The organism is Aeromonas sp. PrichA-15, assembly GCF_017939245.1.
Lineage (GTDB): Bacteria > Pseudomonadota > Gammaproteobacteria > Enterobacterales > Aeromonadaceae > Aeromonas > Aeromonas caviae.
This window is the reverse complement of sequence record NZ_JAGKRH010000027.1, coordinates 30,039-48,133: the sequence shown is the minus strand read 5'-3', so window position 1 is coordinate 48,133 and position 18,095 is coordinate 30,039. Positions and strand designations below refer to the sequence as shown.

The window sequence follows — 18,095 nt, the reverse complement described above, 5'->3', positions numbered from 1 at the left end:
AGGAAGACACATCATGCAGACCCTGATCTGGAAGACCCTCTCCCCCGCCCGGCAAGCCGAGGTCCTGACCCGGCCCGCCCTTGGCGACGAAGCCGACATCGGTACCGTGGTGCGAGACATCATTGCCGCGGTACGTAGCCGGGGCGATGAGGCCCTGCGCGAGCTGAGCCAGCGTTTCGAACGCGCGCCCCGCGAACAGCTTCGGGTGAGCGACGCGGAAGTGGATGCCGCCTGCGCTCGACTCGGTGATGACATCAAGGGTGCCATCGAGGCCGCCATCGCCAATATCCGTACCTTCCACGCCGCCCAGGTACAGCCCGTCGTCCGAGTCGAAACCCAGCCCGGGGTACTGTGCGAGCTGCGCACCCAACCCATCAGCCGGGTCGGCCTCTATGTCCCGGGAGGCAGCGCGCCGCTCCCCTCCACCGTGATGATGCTGGCCATTCCGGCAAGCCTGGCCGGTTGCCGTGAGGTGGTGCTCTGTACCCCGTCTCCGGCGAGCGACGAGATCCTGTTTGCCGCCCGCGCCTGTGGCGTCCGTCAGGTGTTCGCCATCGGCGGCGCCCAGGCCATCGCGGCCATGGCCTATGGCACGCAAACCATCCCCAAGGTGGACAAGATCTTCGGCCCGGGCAACGCCTATGTGACCGAAGCCAAGGGCCAGGTTTCCCGTGACTGGCGGGGCGCCGCCATCGACATGCCAGCCGGCCCCTCCGAGGTGCTGGTGATCGCAGACGAGAGCGCCAACCCGGCCTTCGTGGCATCGGATCTGCTCTCCCAGGCCGAGCACGGCCCCGACAGCCAGGTGGTGCTGGTCACCACCTCCGCTTCCCTGGCCGATGCCATCGGCAGCGAGATCCAGGCGCAACTCGCCGACCTCAGCCGCCGCGACATCGCCGAGCAAGCCCTGAAGGCAAGCCTGGTGATCCTCTGCGACAACCTGGAGGAGGCCTGCGCCATCTCCAACGCCTATGCACCGGAACACCTCATCGTGCAGACCCGGGCACCCCGGGATCTGCTGGACAAGCTCGAGAACGCGGGCTCCATCTTCCTCGGGGCATGGACACCGGAGTCGGTCGGTGATTACGCCAGCGGCACCAACCACACTCTGCCCACCTACGGCTATGCCCGCACTTGCTCGAGCCTGGGGCTTGCTGACTATCAGCGCCGCTACACGGTTCAAGAGCTCACTGCAGACGGCATTCGCGGCCTTGGCCCCATTGTCCAGCGCATCGCCCAGGCCGAGGGGCTCGATGCCCACAAGCATGCCGTCACCCTCAGGTTGAACGCCCTGGCCGCCGAGCCCCAACAAACAGCACAGCAGAAGGATTTGTCATGAGCATCGTCAATCTGGCCCGTCGCGTTGTACGGGCTCTCACTCCCTACCAGTCCGCGCGCCGCATCGGCGGCCAGGGCCACGTCTGGCTCAATGCCAACGAGGCCCCCCTGGCCTATCCCTTCACCGTCGAGGGGAGTCGCCTCAACCGCTATCCCGAGTGCCAGCCGGCCGAGGTGGTGAATGGCTATGCCGCCTACGCCGGGGTCAATCCGGATCAGGTGCTGGTAAGCCGCGGTGCCGACGAGGCCATCGAGCTCTTGATCCGCACCTTCTGCGAGGCGGGGGAAGATCAGATCCTCATCTGCCCCCCCACCTACGGCATGTACGCCATCAGCGCCGAGACCTGTGGCGTGGGGATTGTCGAGCAGCCATTGACCGCCAGCCGTCAGCCGGACTGGCCCGCCATCGCCGATCGCCTCTCTGACGTGAAGCTGGTGTTCCTCTGCTCCCCCAACAATCCCACCGGGGATCTGGTGGGCCGCAAGGGACTCGTCGCCCTGCTGGAGAAGGCCCGGGACCGCGCCATCATCGTCGTGGACGAGGCCTACATCGAATTCTGCCCGGAGGCCTCTGTGGTGGACCTGCTCGCCCAATACCCGAACCTGGTGGTGACCCGTACCCTCTCCAAGGCCTTTGCCCTGGCAGGGATCCGCTGCGGCTTTACTTTGGGGGATCCCGAGGTGATTGCCATGCTGGCCAAGGTGATCGCGCCCTACCCCATTCCCGACCCCATCGCCCAGATTGCCGCCCAGGCGCTCTCTCCCATGGGGCTGGAACTGATGCAGGAGCGGGTGCTGGAACTCAACAAGCAAAAGGCGCTCATCAAGGCGGAGCTGCTTCGTCTGCCCTGCGTCAAGGAAGTGTTCGAGGACAAGGGCAACTTCGTGCTGGTGCGCTTCAAAGATGGCGCCGCCGTGTTCGCCGCCATGAAGGCCGCCGGCATCATCTTGCGTGATTTCTCCAGCAAGCCTGGCCTTGACAACAGCATCCGCATCACCATCGGCTATCAGGGCGAAATGGACGCCGTGCTGGCCGTGCTGCGTGACCTGCCCCCACCCTCTCTGTAAGACAAGCAAGGATGTAGCGATGAAAACCCCGTTTTTGTTTATCGACCGTGACGGCACCCTGATCGAGGAGCCGGTCACCGACAAGCAGGTGGACAGCCTTGCGAAGCTGCGCTTCGAGCCCATGGTGATACCTGTGCTGCGTGAGCTCCAGGCCGCCGGCTACGTGCTGGTGATGGTGACCAACCAGGATGGGCTCGGCACCGCCAGCCTGCCCCTTGAACACTTCCAGCCGCCCCACGACCTGATGATGCACCTCTTCGAATCCCAGGGTGTTACCTGGGAGCAAGTGCTGATCTGTCCACACTTCCCTACCGACGGTTGCAGCTGCCGCAAGCCTCACCTTGGGCTGGTGAAGGAGTATCTCGCCTCGGGCCGCATCGACTTTGCCAACTCCTTCGTGATTGGCGACAGACAGACCGACATCCAGCTTGCCGAGAACATGGGCATCCGCAGCATACGTTACCACCCGCAAGATCACGGCTGGACTGTCATTCGTGATCAGCTGCTCTCCAAGGGGCGCGTGGCCGAGGTGGAGCGCTACACCAAGGAGACCCGCATCCAGGTGGCGGTGGATCTCGACAAGAGCGGTGGCAACCAGATCGCCACCGGCATCGGCTTCTTCGATCACATGCTGGATCAGATAGCGACCCACGCGGGCTTTCGCCTCAAGCTCAAAGTGAGCGGCGATCTGCACATCGACGATCACCACACGGTGGAAGATGTGGGATTGGCGCTGGGTCAAGCCCTGCGCCAGGCCCTTGGCAACAAGCGCGGCATCGGCCGCTTCGGCTTCGTGCTGGCGATGGACGAGGTGCAGGCGGTGATCGACGGGCGTCCCCGCCAGGAGGCTGACAACACCTCGCTGACCGAGCTGGACGTGGCCACGGCGCTGGATCTGAGCGGCCGTCCCTACTTCGTGTTCGACTGCCCGAGCGGCTTTGGTCGCGACAGCGTGGGAGAGATGGCCACCGAGATGGTGCCCCACTTCTTCCGCTCCCTCTCTGACGCCATGGCCATCACCTTGCAGATGAAGGTGGGCAGCGGCAACACCCACCACCAGGTGGAAGCGCTGTTCAAAGGCTTTGGCCGCGCCCTGCGCCAGGCCATTCGCGTGGAAGGGAGCGAGCTTCCCTCCAGCAAGGGGGTGCTGTGATGGGGAAACAGAACCTGGTCATCATCGACACCGGCTGCGCCAATCTCGCCTCGGTGCGCATGGCGTTCGAGCGCCTCGGCGTGCAGCCCAGGGTGAGCTGCAAGGCCGCCGACATCGAGCAGGCCGACAAGCTGATCCTGCCCGGCGTCGGCACTGCCATCGCCGCCATGAAGAACCTCAATGAGCGGGAACTGGTGCCCCTCATTCGCGCCGCCAAGCAGCCGCTGCTCGGTTTTTGCCTCGGCATGCAGATGCTGGCACAGGCCTCGGAAGAGAACATGAGCGCCGATGGCAGCGAAGGAGCGCTCATCGACTGCCTCGGCATCGTGCCTGGCAGGATCCGCCTGATGGAGGTGGGCAACCTGCGCCTGCCCCACATGGGCTGGAACCAGATTGAACACGACGAGACCCACCCGCTACTCAAAGGCATCCCCAGCGGCAGCTACTTCTACTTTGTCCACTCCTATGCGCTGGAGGTGACCGACGCGACCCTGGCGACCTGCGACTACGGCCTGCCCTTTACCGCCATCGTCGGGCGGGACAACTTCTTTGGCGCCCAATTCCACCCGGAGCGATCCGGCCCGGCCGGTGCCCGCCTACTGCAAAACTTTCTGGAGCTATGACAGGCATGATTATTCCCGCAATCGACCTTATCAACGGTCAGGTCGTGCGCCTCTACCAGGGCGACTACGGCCAGAAAACCGCCTACAGCGACAACCCGCAGGCCCGCTTCGATGGCTATGTCAGCCAGGGGGCGGCGCAGCTGCACCTGGTGGATCTGGACGGCGCCAAGGATGCCAAGGCCCGCCAGTTGGCCCTCATCGCCCAGCTGCTGTCCGCCACCGAGGCACCGGTGCAGGTCGGCGGCGGCGTGCGCAGCGAACAGGATGTGGCCGACTTGCTGGCGGCCGGCGCCAGCCGGGTGGTGATCGGTTCCACCGCCGTCAAATCCCCGGATCTGGTGGCCAGCTGGATGGAGAAATATGGTCCCGAGCGCATCGTGCTGGCCCTGGATGTCAACATCGATGAACAGGGCAACCGCCACATCGCAGTGGCTGGCTGGCAGGAGAACAGCGGCATCTCCATCGAGGCGCTGATCGAGCGCTTCCTCCCCGCCGGACTCAGGCATGTGCTCTGCACCGACATCAGCCGGGACGGTACCCTGGCGGGCACCAACGTCGAACTCTACCGGGATCTCTGCGCCCGCTACCCGAGCGTCGGCTTCCAGGCGTCCGGCGGTATCGGCGGTCTGGCGGATATCGAGGCGCTCAAGGGAACCGGCGTCAAGGGGATCATCCTCGGCCGTGCCCTGCTGGAGGGCAAGTTTGACGTGGCAGAAGCCATTCACTGCTGGGGTGACGGCCGCGCTGCGTGACGCGCCCCTTTCCGGCATCAGACAGCCTGCCCATCCGGGCAGGCCTCTTTCTCCCCGATGGGGGCGAACCTTATGATTTGGCAGCAATTGGCTCTATACTCGACCTCACAGGGATAGCGTCATGGAAGACATATGTTGACACCTCACAACGCCACCATCCTGATCGTCGACGACTCACCCGAAAATCTGATGGTACTGACCGAATTGCTTTCGCCTCATTACCGCGTGCTGGCTGCGCAGAGCGGGGAAAAATGCCTGCGCATCGTCAGCGCGGATCCAAAGCCTGACCTCATCCTGCTGGATGTGATGATGCCCGGCATGGATGGTTATGAAGTGCTCAGGCAATTGCGTCAGTCCCCGATCAGCAGCCGTATTCCCGTCGTTCTGCTCACCGCCCTCGCCGACCCCCAGAGCGAGGAGTTCGGCCTCTCCCTCGGCGCCGCTGATTACATCACCAAGCCCATCAAACCGGTGGTCGTTCAGGCCCGGGTGCGTACCCAGCTGGAGGCCAAGCAGGCCCGTGACGGTCTGCAAAACCAGAATGCGGCGCTGGAAGCCGAGGTCGCGCGGCGAATGGCGGAAAACGACCTGATCCAGCAGGTCTCCATCCGCGCCCTCGCCCATCTGGCGGAGATCCGCGACCCCGAAACCGGCAACCATATCCTGCGCACCCAGGGCTATGTGCGTCTGCTGGCGAGCGCCCTGGCTGATCACCCCCGTTTCGCCGATACCCTGAGCCCGGGTTACATCGATCTGCTGAGCCGCTCCGCACCGCTTCATGATATCGGCAAGGTGGGCATTCCCGACCACATCCTGCTCAAGCCGGGCAAGCTGACCCCGGAGGAGTGGCAGATCATGCGCACCCACGCCAAGCTCGGCAGCGATGCCATCGAGGAGGCCGAACAGGACATGGAGCAGCCCCTGGCCTTCCTCACCCTGGCCAAGGAGATCGCCCACTGGCACCACGAGAAGTGGGATGGCAGCGGCTACCCGGATGGCTTGCAAGGGGACGCCATACCCCTCTCGGCCCGCCTGATGGCGCTGGCAGACGTGTTTGACGCCCTCATCTGCGCCAGGGTCTACAAGCCGGCCATGAGCTACGACGAGGCTCGCGCCCTCATCCTCTCCGGCAGCGGCCACCATTTCGATCCCGATGTCGTGACCGCCTTCGATCGCCATTTCGACGCGTTCGTCACCATTGCCGAACGCTACCAGGATGGCAGCGAGGCCGTGGATGGCTGAGGCTCCCCTGACCCGGGCACATGTGCTCAACGTCGTGCTCACCTATGCCGCCGTGGCAAGCCTGTGGATCCTGCTCTCCGACAAGGCGGTGGAGTGGCTGTTCAGCACCCCTGCCCAGTTCGCCATGGCAAGCACCATCAAGGGCTGGCTCTTCATCCTCATCACGGCCCTCATGCTTTATGCCATGCTGCGTCGTCGCATTGACACCACCGGCAGCACACCTGTCTTTACGCGGCGTCAATGGATCCCCTTCCTGTTGCTCAACGGGCTCATTTTGGCCCTGACCGCCATGGCCATCGCCCGCAACATCGAACTGGCACGCAACAAGGAGGTGGCTCGTCTCGAAGCCATCGCGGATCTCAAGAGCCAGCGCGTCACCGAGTGGCTCGGAACCCACGAGCAGGATATTCACCAGCTCATAAAGGGTCTGGGCAGTACTGATTTCTATCGTCCCGGACAAGCACCATCCTCACCCGAAGCGATCACGCCACCACTGGCAAGGCTGCTCGAATTCATCTCGGTACGCGGATTTCACGGTGCGGCCGTGTTCAATCCTGCCGGACAGCCCCTGTGGCATACCCCGGGTGGCGACACCATGAATGCCACGTTGCGTGACGCCCTGCCACGGCTCGAGCAGGGCAACGTCATGCGTCTTGGTCCCTATCTCGATGATCGCGGTCACGCCAGGCTGGACTTTCTGGTCAATCTGGAGGTTGCTGCAGGACCTGCCCCCGTGCTGGTGATGCAGATAAGCGCAAATCGCTGGCTCGATCAGATCCTGGGGTCCTGGCCCGTCCCAGACAGCAGTGGAGAAGCCATTCTGTTTCGCCAGCAGGGGGATCAGGTCCACTATCTGAGTAGCCTGCGCTATCGCCCGGAACCGGCTCTCACCCTGCACTATCCCGTCACCCACCCCACCCTGCTGGCTGCCCAGTATTTGCGGCTCGCCGAACGCGGCATGCCCCAGGTACTCTATGGCCAGGATTACCGGGGCAGCGAGGTCTTCGGGGTTGTCTATCCGGTCATGAACACGGACTGGTACCTGCTGGCCAAGATCGACAAGGCGGAACTCTACCAGGCCACCTTCAAGGAGAGCGTCTGGATCGGTCTCATCGGCCTGCTGGTGCTCTTTGTCACCAACGCCGGCATCATCCTGCTGCGCCAGCACACCCGGCTGCAGATGGCCGAGCAGCTTCAGCATTCCCAGTCCCAGCGGCTGGAGGCGTTGCAACTGCTCTCCGCCATCGCCGACAGCTCGGAAGACGCCATCTTCGCCAAGAACAAGGAGGGCAGATACATCCTCTTCAACCGGGCCGCCAGCCAGTTTGTCGGCAAGCCGGTTGACGAGGTGCTGGGCCAGGATGATCTGACGCTCTTCCCGCCGCAGCAGGCGCAGATGCTGATGGCATCCGGGCGCCAGGTCATAGAGCGCAACCGGGTGCAGACCGAGGAGGAGTACCTGACCCTGCCCGATGGCGAGCATGTGTTTCTCGCAACCAAAGGCCCCTTGCAAGACAGCGAGGGGCAGGTGATCGGGATCTTCGGCATCTCTCGGGACATCACGGACTTCAAACGGGCCGAGGCCGACTTGCGAGAGCGGGAGGGGCTGTTCCGTGCACTGGTGGAGCAATCCCTTGCCGGGATCTACATCATCCAGCAGGGTCGGCTCTGCTACATCAACCCCTGTTTTGCCCGACTGTTTGGCTATGACACCCCGGGGGCGCTGATCGCCGTTGGCCAGTTGCACGCCCTTGCCGCTCCCAAGGACAGCACCAGGGTTGCCGAGCTGGTGCACGCGTGCGAGCAGGACGCGCGCGATATCCACACCCGCTTCAGTGCCCTGCATCAGCACGGGGAATCCCTGGAGGTCGAGCTGTACGGGCGGCGCGTCGACTACCTCGGCCAGCCCGCCATCATCGGCATTCTGCTCGATGTCACCGAACGGGAGCAGGTTGAACAGGCCCTGACCCGCCAGGCCAGCGAGCTGCGCCAGCAGAACCATGAGCTGGAGCGGTTCAACAAGGTGATGGTAGACAGGGAGCTCGCCATGCTGGCCCTCAAGCACCAGATCAACGGGCTCTCCCGTCGGCTCGGAGTGCCGCCCCCCTATCCCCAGGCCCCCATGCCACCGGAGGATCTCCCATGATGAGCTGGTCACCCCTGTGGCATGTGCGCCCCTCCACCCAGCGCTGGGGGATCTCCCTGCTGGCCGTGCTGCTGCCCGTTCTGATGTTGCAAATCCGTGTCCAGCTGCCCATCGCCTTTGGTGAGCGACCGCTGCTGGTTCTCTTCATGCTGCCCATCATCGTTTGCGCCCTGTTGGGGGGCTTGTTGCCAGGTCTGCTCTGCACCCTGATCACCGCCCTGGTCACCAGCTATTTCATGCTCCCCCCCATTTATTCACTGAGTGTCGAGGCTGGCCAGGATCTGGTGCAATGGTGCCTGCTCATCGCCAACGGTCTGCTCATCAGCGTGCTCAGTGCCGCCTTTCATCGCGCCCGGGCCAGAGAGGTCCTGCGCTGGCAGGAGCTGATGAACACCCAGAACCAGTTGCAGCAGAACGAGAACCGCTTCCAGGTCACCTTCGAACAGGCGGCGGTCGGCATCGCCCTGGTCTCCCCCGATGGACACTGGCTGCGTGTCAATCAGCGGCTGTGCCACATCCTGGGCTACCGGGCCGACGAGCTCACCGGGATGACGTTCCAGCAGTTGACCCACCCGGACGATCTCTACCTCGATGAGGCACATGTGGCCCGGGTGCTGGCGGGAACTATCCCCCACTACACCCTGGAGAAGCGCTACCTGCACAAGGGGGGCGAGATCATCTGGACCACTCTGACGGTGGCCCTGGTGCGCGACGCCGAAGGCAATCCCGACTACTTCATTTCCATCATCGAGGACAACCGGCAGAACAAGGAGACCGAGGAGGCGCTGCGCCGCAACGAAGCCATACTGCGCGAGTCCCAGCGTCTCGCCAAGATAGGGAACTGGCGCTGGCGCGTGGCCGATGACAGCCACTTCTGGTCACCGGAGATCTATCGCATCTATGGCCGGGATCCGGCCCTCCCCCCCGCCGTCTATCCCGAGGTCAGAAAATACTTCACCCAGGAGGGGTGGCACACGGTGGCCCAGGCCGTCGAGCGCTGCAGGATGGACGGGCAGCCCTACGAGTGCGATGCCGAAGTGATCACGGAGCAGGGGGAGACCGCCTGGGTCATTGCCCGCGGGGCGGCGCTCAGGGACAGGGATGGCACCATACTCGAGCTCTACGGCACCGTGCAGGACATCACGGAGCGCAAGCTCGCGGAGCAGCGCCTGCAACACAATCAGCAGATGGCGCTCGATACCCAGCGTCGTGCTCGCCTCGCAGCCCTGAACCTGATGGACGACGCCATCAGTGCACGGGTGCGCGCCGAAACCGTCAGCAGCGCCCTGCGCGAGAGCGAGCAGCGCCTGCTGATGGCCCAGGAAGGAGCCCATGTCGGCATCTGGGAATGGGACATGGTCAGCAACCGCCTCGTCTTCTCGCCGGAATGTGCCCGCCTCTATGGCCGCAGTGCCGAGGCGCTCGGCGAGCTGGCCGCCTGGCAAGCCTGCCTGCATCCGGATGACAGGCCCCGCATCGAGCAGTTGCTGGCGGAGCGGGCGGTCAGCGGCGCCCCCGTCGAGCTGGAGTTCAGGATCCTGCTGCCAGATGGCGGCATCCGCTGGCTGGTGAGCAAAGGGAGCGTCTATCGGGACGCCCAGCAGCGGCCCGTGCGCCTCCTTGGCATCCATCTGGACATCACCCAGAGCAAGCTGGCCGAGCAACAGTTGCGCCAGTTGTCCCTGGCCCTCGAACAGAGCCCTGACGGCGTCTTCATCACCGACACCCGGGCGCGCATCGAGTACGTCAACCCCGCCTTCCTCGCCGCCAGCGGTTACCAGCAGCACGAAGTGATAGGCCGGACCCCGTCCCTGCTGCGCTCTGGCCTCACCCCGGATGCCAGCTATGTCGCCCTGTGGGATGCCATCAACCACGGCCAGCGCTGGCATGGCGAATTCATCAACCAGCGCAAGGATGGCTCCCACTACCAGGTGCTGGCCACGGTGTCGCCGATCCGCCAGGAGAGCGGCGAAATCACCCACTACGTCACGGTCCAGGCCGACATCACCGAGAAGAAGCAGCTCGGCGAGGAGCTGGACCAGTATCGTTACCACCTGGAGGAGATGGTCAACGAGCGCACCCGGCAGCTGGCCCAGGCCCACCAGCGGGCCGAAAGTGCCAACCACGCCAAGAGCGCCTTTCTTGCCAACATGAGCCACGAGATCCGCACCCCCATGAATGCCATCCTGGGGCTCACCTATCTGCTCAAGCGCGACACCCGGGATCCCACCGACCTCGAACGGCTGACCAAGATAGACACTGCCGCCCAGCACCTGCTCAGCATCCTCAACGACATCCTGGATCTCTCCAAGATCGATGCGGGCAAGATGACGCTGGAGCTGACCGATTTCTCCCTCTCCGCCATGCTGGACAACGTCCGCGCCCTGATGAACGACCAGGCCAGGGCCAAGGGGCTCACCATAGTGACGGACATCGGCGATACCCCCGCCTGGGTGCACGGCGACATCACCCGCCTGCGCCAGGCCCTGCTCAACTATGCGACCAACGCCATCAAGTTCACCGAGCAGGGAACCGTCACCCTGCGCGTCAGGCTGGCCCGCCCCCTCACCACCGGCTACCTGCTGCGCTTCGAGGTGGAAGACACCGGCATCGGCATCACCCCTGCACAGCGCGAGAAGCTGTTCCAGGCGTTCGAACAGGCGGATGTCTCCACCACTCGCAGATATGGCGGCACTGGCCTTGGCCTTGCAATCACCAGCCGGATCGCCGCCCTGATGGGGGGTGAGGTCGGAGTCACCAGCGAGCCAGGCCAGGGAAGCTGCTTCTGGTTTACCGCCAGGCTGTTCAAGGCAAAAGAGGACGCTCCTTCCCGGACCCCGTCCGAGCAGGGGAACCAACAGGCCTTCAGCTTCCCTCGCCACGCCCGGATCCTGCTGGTGGAAGACAACGCCATCAACCGGGAAGTGGTGCTCGAGCTCCTGTGCCACAGCGGCCTCGTCATCGAGACTGCCGTCAACGGCCAGGAGGCCCTGGCCCTCGTCAACCAGCATCCCTTCGACCTCATCCTGATGGACATACAGATGCCGGTGATGGATGGCTACAGCGCCACCCGCGCCATCCGGGCCCTGCCCGGCATGGACAGGTTGCCCATTCTGGCGCTCACCGCCAGCGCCTTCGAGGAGGACAGAAAGGCGAGCGAGTCGGCCGGCATGAACGATTTCATTGCCAAGCCCGTCACCCCCGCCAAGCTGTTTGACGCCCTGCAGCGCTGGTTGCCCCAGAGCAAGGTCCCCGAGATTGACCCGGACGACAGCACTCGCCATCCCGTGACAGGCCCCCTTGCCCGCCTGCAGGCACACCAGGGTCTGGATCTCGACCAGGGGCTGGCGACCCTCAACGGCAATCAGGAGAAATACCTGGCCCTGCTTCGCTACTTCATCCATGAGCATGGCCAGGACATGGCCCGGCTGCACTGCCACTTGCAGGCCGGGGAGCACAGCGATGCAACTCGCATGGCCCACAGCCTGCGCGGCGTGGCGAGCACCCTGGGGGCACATGAGCTGTCGCGCCACTGCCTCGCCCTGGAGCAGGCCATCGCGGGCGGCGACACTGAGCCAACCGGACTCATGTCATCCATCGATGAGGAGATAGCCACCCTTTGCGCTCTGCTCGGGGACGATCTCGCCGCCCCGACCACCGATCTGGTGCCCCTGGGAGATCAGTGGCGCCAGCAACTGCTGGGCCAGATGGAAGCCCTGCTGGTGCAAAGCGACACCGCCGTGATCCCCCTCTACGAGCAGTATGCCGGCCCCCTTCGCCTCATGCTGGGGTCTCGCAGCGACACCCTGACCAGGCAACTGAAGGCGTTTGATTTTGATGCCGCCCTGCTCACCCTGCGCCAGCATATGGCAACGGACGAGACCCACCCGGACGATCGGGCTCCCCTCCCCGAGGCGCCAGCCTGCCATCCGGGGCAGGTGAAGGGCGACAAAGGGTTGAATCACTGAATGAAGTCATGCATATAGTGGGGTGCCCAGAGGCGACGAGACGGCCTGCCGGGCCTGTCGTTTCTCCCTTCATGGGCCCCCGTTCAAGGCATGCCAACCCTGTTCCCGTCCGCCGCCCGGGCCAACGCCGGCGGCAGAACGACGTTTCTTTAACCGTGCTTTACATGGAGCAATGAGCATGTTGTCAAAGCGTATTATCCCCTGTCTCGACGTCAAAGATGGCGTGGTGGTCAAGGGCGTGCAGTTTCGCAACCACGAGGTGATGGGCGGCATTGTCGACCTCGCCCGCCGCTACGCCGCCGAGGGCGCCGATGAGCTGGTCTTCTATGACATCACCGCCTCGAGCGACGAACGGGTAGTGGACAAGAGCTGGGTAAGCCGGGTGGCGGAAGTCATCGACATCCCCTTCTGCGTCGCCGGCGGCATCAAAAGCGTGGAGGATGCCCGCCAGATCCTGGAATTCGGTGCCGACAAGGTCTCCATCAACTCCCCCGCCCTGGCCGATCCCACCCTGATCACCCGGCTCGCCGAGCGCTTCGGCGTGCAGTGCGTGGTGGTGGGTATCGATTCCTACTTCGATGCCGCCCTCGGTCAATATCAGGTCAAACAGTATACCGGCGACGAGAGCCGCACCCGCACCACCACCTGGACCACCCTGGAGTGGGTACAGGAAGTGCAGCGCCGGGGCGCGGGAGAGATAGTGCTCAACGTGATGAACCAGGACGGCATGCGTCAGGGGTACGACCTTGAGCAGCTCAAGCTGGTGCGCGCCGTGTGCAAGGTGCCCCTCATCGCCTCCGGCGGCGCCGGGGCCATGGAGCACTTTCGCGATGCCTTTACCCTGGCCGACGTGGACGGGGCGCTGGCCGCCTCCGTGTTCCACAAGGGCCTCATTCCCATTCCCGAATTGAAACGCTGGCTGAAAAACGAAGGAGTCGCCATCCGTGAATAATCAAGCAGTAGACAATGCATTGCCGCTGGCCGAGCGCCTGGACTGGGCCAAGTGTGAGGGCATGATCCCCGCCATCGTCCAGCATTCCCTCAGCGGCGAAGTGCTGATGCAGGGCTTCATGACCCGCGAGGCGCTGGAAAAGACCCAGACCACCGGCCAGGTCACCTTCTTCAGCCGCAGCAAGCAGCGCCTGTGGACCAAGGGCGAGAGCTCGGGCCATGTGCTCAAGCTCGTCGCCATCACCACCGATTGTGATCAGGACTCCCTGCTCATTGCCGCCGACCCGGTCGGCCCCACCTGCCATCTGGGCAACCCCTCCTGCTTCGACGGCCACCCCGTGCCGCCGCTCGGCTTCCTGGCCGAGCTCGAACAGATCCTGGCATCACGCAAAGGGGCAGATCCCGCCACCAGCTACACCGCCAGCCTCTATGGCAAAGGCACCAAGCGCATCGCCCAGAAGGTGGGTGAAGAGGGGGTGGAAGTGGCCCTGGCCGCCATGGCGAAAGACAGAGAAGAGCTCATCAACGAATCCGCTGACCTGCTCTACCACCTGACCGTCTTGCTGCAAAACGAAGGCTTGGGTTTGAAGGATGTGGTGCAGCGCCTGCATGAGCGCCACACCAAGTAATTATTGAATTCTGTTCAACAAAACGGGCCCTGTGGGCCCGTTTCATTTCATGATTGTCCCCTCGCCGGGGGATGGCAGGCCCCGCGCCGCCCTCAGCCGATACGGGTCCAGAAGCTCATGTTGACCGAGTCATGGTCAAGCAGGGTCAGGTACTCCCCTGCCACGTCGTTGTGCAGCCACTGCTGGCAGTAGGCTTCCACCAGCGACTGGCTGGGGGCCATCACCACGTCCGCATAGAGGCCGTCGGCGCCGCGCAGCAGGCAGTGCATGATGAGCCCGGATTGCTGGACAAGAAACTCGGACTCGACCCGCCGTGACAGGGCGAGCAAATCCGCCTCCGTCACCCCTTCCCTGAGCCTAAAGGTGGCAAATTCGACGTCCCTTGCCTCTTGCATGTCACCCTTGATGATCACCTCGTTTTCTCCGTTGTGGATGGTCTGGAGAACCCAGCATAACGAAGGGCTACTGACAGCCTTGTGTCAGTCCTGAATGACTTTTTCGGCGCCACTGCGCCCAGGGGGGAACGCGTCCGACTGGCGCAGGGCAAGGTAATCGGCCAGGGTCGCACCAGGTGGTGCCCCTTCTCCCGGTCGGCACGACGCCAGGGTGTCGATGCGATCCACCCTGAAATCCCGGTAGGCCAGGCGCAGCGCACACCAGGCGCCGAGCGTCCAGCATCCGCCCCAGTAGAAGAGCCCGAGGGGAAAGAGCTGGCGTTCCGTCCTGCTGGCGCTGGCATCCCGGTAGCCAATGTGCAGCCAGTGACCGGCCGTGATGGCATCGTGCAACCTGTCCCAGCGAGCGTATGCAGGGTGCGCCGTGGAATAGTCCGGCACCCGCACCACGGGGACGCGAGGTGCCCGAGCCTCCTTGGCGGGCAGGGCCGCCTCAATCTTGGCGAGCAGGGCGCGGGCAGGATCGGCCATCCCCTTGCCCGTCAGCACCGCCACCAGGTTCACCCCGGTGATGAGGGCCTCCAGCTCGGCCGCACTCAGTTGCAACGGGGCCATCTCGAACCCCTCGCTCAGCCGATAGCCCAGCCCGGCTTCCCCGTAAACCGGAATGCCCGCCAAAGAGAGATCGTCGATATAGCGGTAGATGGTGCGCTCCGACACACACAGGCGCGTCGCCAGCTCCCGGGCGGTCAGGGGTTGATGCGCCCGCAGCAGGTTGGTCAGTTGAAACAGTCGATCCGATTTTCTCACAGGCATCCTCAGGCTCGCGGGACATGGCAGGCATGGTAAGCCGGGACGGGCTCGAAAGGCACGTCTTGTTGGCTGGCGACCGCTACCGGCGAGGCCCTGCTTCTTTGCATCGCGCAACACAAAACGGACCCGCAGGCCCGTTGATGGCACGGCGCCTTTGTCGTCACGCCAACTGCTTGCGCAGCATGAATTTTTGCACCTTGCCGGTGGAGGTCTTGGGCAGCGGGGTGAAGATGATGCGCTTGGGGGCCTTGAAGTGGGCCATCTGCTCGCGGCAGAACCCGATGAGCTCGGCCTGGGTGAGCTCGCGCCCCTCCTTGAGCTTGACGAAGGCGCAGGGCACCTCCCCCCAGGTCTCGTCCGGCATGGCGATCACCGCGGCTTCTTCCACATCGGGGTGGCGATAGAGCACGTCTTCCACCTCCAGGCTGGAGATGTTCTCCCCGCCGGAGATGATGATGTCCTTGGATCTGTCCTTGATCTCCACATAACCGTCCGGGTGCCAGACCGCGAGATCCCCGCTTCGAAACCATCCCTGTGCCATCGCCTCTTCGCTCGCCGCCGAGTTCTTGAGGTAGCCCTTCATGACGATGTTGCCCCGCAGCACTATCTCTCCCAGGGTTTTGCCATCCATGGGGACCGGCTCGCCGCTGACGGGGTTGATGACCCGCATCTCCCCTTGCAGGGGGGAGGCCACCCCCTGGCGCGCCTTGAGACGGGAGAGCGTGGTGGCATCCTGCCCCTGCCAGCGTCTTTGCGGCTCGCACACCACGCAGGGGCCATAGGTTTCGGTGAGGCCATAGACATGGGTCACGGCGATCCCCATGGCCTCCATGCCGGCGATCACGGTGGCGGGCGGCGCTGCCCCCGCCGTCATCGCCTTGACGGGGTGGTCGAGCCCCTGCTTGAGCGCCGGATCGGCATTGTTGAGCATATTGAGCACGATGGGGGCGGCGCAGAAATGGCTCACCTTGTGCTCGCGCAGCGCCCCGTAGATGGCCGCCGCCTGCACGTGGCGCAGACAGACGCTCACCCCGGCGGTGGCCGCCAGGGTCCAGGGGAAGCACCAGCCGTTGCAGTGGAACATCGGCAGGGTCCAGAGGTAGACGGGGTGCTTGGGCAGCTCCCAGGAGAGGGCGTTGTTGACCGCATTGAGGTGGGCGCCGCGATGGTGATAGACCACCCCCTTGGGATTCCCCGTGGTGCCGGAGGTGTAGTTGAGGGAAATGGCCTGCCACTCGTCCGCCGGCAGCCAGCCGGGTTCGTCCCCGTCCCCCAGGGCGATGAACCCCTCGTAGTCGAGCTCGCCGACCAGCTCCCCTTCCCGGTAGAGGGGATCGTCGATGGCGATCACCAGGGGCTGGCTGTCAATGAGAGAGAGCGCCTTTCGCACCACGGCGCCGAACTCCCGGTCCACCAGCACCATCTTGCTCTGGGCGTGCTGGAAGATGAAGCCCATGGCGTCCGCATCGAGCCGGGTGTTGATGGTGTTGAGCACAGCGCCGCTCATGGGCACCCCGAAGTGCGCCTCGAACATGGCCGGCACATTGGGGGCGACGATGGAGACGGTGTCCCCCTCGCCAATGCCGCGACGGCGCAGGGCCGAGGCGAGCTGGCGGCAACGGCGTTCGGTCTGGGCCCAGCTCTGGCGCAGGGGCCCATGGATCAGCGCCGGATAGTCGGGATAGACCCGGGCGGCCCGCCCCAGAAAGCTCAAGGGGGTCAGCGCCTCGAAATTGGCGGGCGTCTTGCCAAGGCCGGCGTCGTACATGTTCTGCTCTGTCATCGGATCCTTCCTCACAGGGACACAAAACGGGGTGGCTCTCGCGGTTCACCACGACCGGCATTGCGCCCTGATGCGGGGCCAGGATGCCGGCTGGAACCGGATGAAAGGGTATCAAGGGGGCCAGATCCCAGGTATTAGCGAAACGTCTTAGGGGCCCTCGGCCCTGCTCTCCCTGTCGCCAATCGCCGACGCTATTTTTGCGCGGTCACTTTTTGCGCAGTCAGCCCCTGTCGCGATCCCGTGGCCCTTGCCTTGAGCCTGCGGCGCAAAATGCCAAGAATGATCCCAAGCCCTCAACGGGTATGAGTACAAGGAGAAGAGTGATGAACAAATCCATGTTGGCAGGTGTCGGGATCGGTGTTGCCTCTGCGCTGGCATTGTCGGCGGTCGCCAGCGGATCCCTGTTTTCATCAGAGCCCCAGTTTGCCGAGGTGCTGGCCAGCAAGCCGGTGACCGAGACCATCAAGACGCCACGTCAGGAGTGCCGCAACGTCACCCTGACCCACCGCAAGCCGGTGCAGGACGAGCACAAGATCCTGGGTACCGTGGTTGGCGCGGCCCTGGGCGGCGTGGTCGGCCACCAGTTTGGCGGTGGCAGCGGCAAGAAGGTGGCCACCGCCGCCGGTGCCGTGGCAGGGGGTTATGCCGGGAATCAGGTGCAGGGCAACATGCAGGCCGGTGATACCTACACCACCACGGAGCAGCGCTGCAAGACGGTGCAGGAGAGCAGCACCCGCACCATCGGCTATGACGTCACCTACCGCCTCGCCGGCCAGGAGGGGGTGGTACGCATGGAGAAGCAACCCGGCCCCACCATTCCGGTCAAGGATGGCAAGCTGGTACTGAGCAACGCGCAGGGTTGATACTCCGTTAGGAGCGCCCTGCCATGAGGAAGGCCCACCATGACGGTGCAATGCTGTTCACTTAAGAGAATTTGAGTTCCAGTCCACGTAGTATCAGGACAAAAAAGCGAGGGAGGCATGATGCCTCCCTCTTTCTATTGCAAGCCCCGCTGGATAAAGGCTGGAGGAAGATCGACTGGACACAGCCTTGCCCCCTCAACTCAAATCCAATTTATGAATAATCAGTCAAAAAAGTGCTTATCTGAACAGCATTGCACCATGACGGTGGGCCTTTTTCATCTTCGCAACCCAACCTGTCTGCAACAAGTCTTCCCAACAAAAGTCTTCCCAACTAAGAAAGGGGCCCGCAGGCCCCTTTTTATATTGAGACG

At 63.9% G+C, this 18,095-nt stretch carries 14 protein-coding genes; 11 read left to right on the top strand and 3 right to left on the bottom strand.

The genetic code is table 11. The features are described 5' to 3' along the window. Positions 1–13: 13 nt before the first annotated feature. The 10 genes from hisD (at position 14) to hisIE (ending at position 13,870) form a co-directional block, all read left to right on the top strand. Positions 14–1,339, top strand: a complete 1,326-nt coding sequence (hisD, locus tag J9889_RS04570; RefSeq protein WP_041211399.1) for a histidinol dehydrogenase — start codon at positions 14–16, stop codon at positions 1,337–1,339. Next, positions 1,336–2,406: a histidinol-phosphate transaminase gene (hisC, locus tag J9889_RS04565; protein WP_052815011.1), complete on the top strand. Its 1,071-nt coding sequence runs from the start codon at positions 1,336–1,338 to the stop codon at positions 2,404–2,406. Before hisD ends, hisC begins: the two co-directional genes overlap by 4 nt. Positions 2,407–2,425: 19 nt before the next feature. Continuing rightward, on the top strand, positions 2,426–3,559 hold the full coding sequence (gene hisB, locus J9889_RS04560) for a bifunctional histidinol-phosphatase/imidazoleglycerol-phosphate dehydratase HisB (protein ID WP_052815012.1): 1,134 nt from the start codon (positions 2,426–2,428) through the stop codon (positions 3,557–3,559). Further along, complete coding sequence (hisH, locus tag J9889_RS04555) at positions 3,559–4,182, top strand: imidazole glycerol phosphate synthase subunit HisH (RefSeq protein ID WP_039039129.1); 624 nt, start codon at positions 3,559–3,561, stop codon at positions 4,180–4,182. Before hisB ends, hisH begins: the two co-directional genes overlap by 1 nt. Positions 4,183–4,187: 5 nt before the next feature. Next, positions 4,188–4,934, top strand: coding sequence for a 1-(5-phosphoribosyl)-5-[(5-phosphoribosylamino)methylideneamino]imidazole-4-carboxamide isomerase (hisA, locus tag J9889_RS04550; RefSeq protein ID WP_052815013.1), 747 nt, complete (start codon positions 4,188–4,190; stop codon positions 4,932–4,934). Between the two features lie 132 nt (positions 4,935–5,066). Beyond that, complete coding sequence (locus J9889_RS04545; protein WP_109112963.1) at positions 5,067–6,176, top strand: two-component system response regulator; 1,110 nt, start codon at positions 5,067–5,069, stop codon at positions 6,174–6,176. After that, positions 6,169–8,322: a PAS domain S-box protein gene (locus J9889_RS04540; protein WP_210556032.1), complete on the top strand. Its 2,154-nt coding sequence runs from the start codon at positions 6,169–6,171 to the stop codon at positions 8,320–8,322. Before J9889_RS04545 ends, J9889_RS04540 begins: the two co-directional genes overlap by 8 nt. Continuing rightward, complete coding sequence (locus J9889_RS04535) at positions 8,319–12,290, top strand: PAS domain S-box protein (protein ID WP_210556031.1); 3,972 nt, start codon at positions 8,319–8,321, stop codon at positions 12,288–12,290. The genes J9889_RS04540 and J9889_RS04535 overlap by 4 nt, the downstream gene beginning before the upstream one ends. 178 nt (positions 12,291–12,468) lie before the next feature. Further along, positions 12,469–13,242, top strand: a complete 774-nt coding sequence (hisF, locus tag J9889_RS04530) for an imidazole glycerol phosphate synthase subunit HisF (protein ID WP_052815017.1) — start codon at positions 12,469–12,471, stop codon at positions 13,240–13,242. Further along, positions 13,235–13,870: a bifunctional phosphoribosyl-AMP cyclohydrolase/phosphoribosyl-ATP diphosphatase HisIE gene (hisIE, locus tag J9889_RS04525; protein ID WP_029314506.1), complete on the top strand. Its 636-nt coding sequence runs from the start codon at positions 13,235–13,237 to the stop codon at positions 13,868–13,870. Before hisF ends, hisIE begins: the two co-directional genes overlap by 8 nt. Before the next feature lie 92 nt (positions 13,871–13,962). Here the strand turns inward: hisIE and J9889_RS04520 are convergent, their stop codons facing one another. From J9889_RS04520 to J9889_RS04510, 3 genes are all read right to left on the bottom strand, one after another. Continuing rightward, a complete protein-coding gene (locus tag J9889_RS04520; protein WP_210556030.1) occupies positions 13,963–14,283 on the bottom strand; it encodes a hypothetical protein in 321 nt (106 codons plus the stop codon). 66 nt (positions 14,284–14,349) lie between these two features. After that, on the bottom strand, positions 14,350–15,048 hold the full coding sequence (locus tag J9889_RS04515; RefSeq protein ID WP_185702520.1) for a YafY family protein: 699 nt from the start codon (positions 15,046–15,048) through the stop codon (positions 14,350–14,352). A 190-nt stretch (positions 15,049–15,238) separates the two neighbouring features. Continuing rightward, a complete protein-coding gene (locus J9889_RS04510) occupies positions 15,239–16,861 on the bottom strand; it encodes an acyl-CoA synthetase (RefSeq protein ID WP_124813820.1) in 1,623 nt (540 codons plus the stop codon). Between the two features lie 323 nt (positions 16,862–17,184). Between J9889_RS04510 and J9889_RS04505 the strand changes: the two genes are divergently transcribed. Beyond that, on the top strand, positions 17,185–17,724 hold the full coding sequence (locus J9889_RS04505; RefSeq protein WP_010674678.1) for a glycine zipper 2TM domain-containing protein: 540 nt from the start codon (positions 17,185–17,187) through the stop codon (positions 17,722–17,724). Positions 17,725–18,095 lie beyond the last annotated feature (371 nt).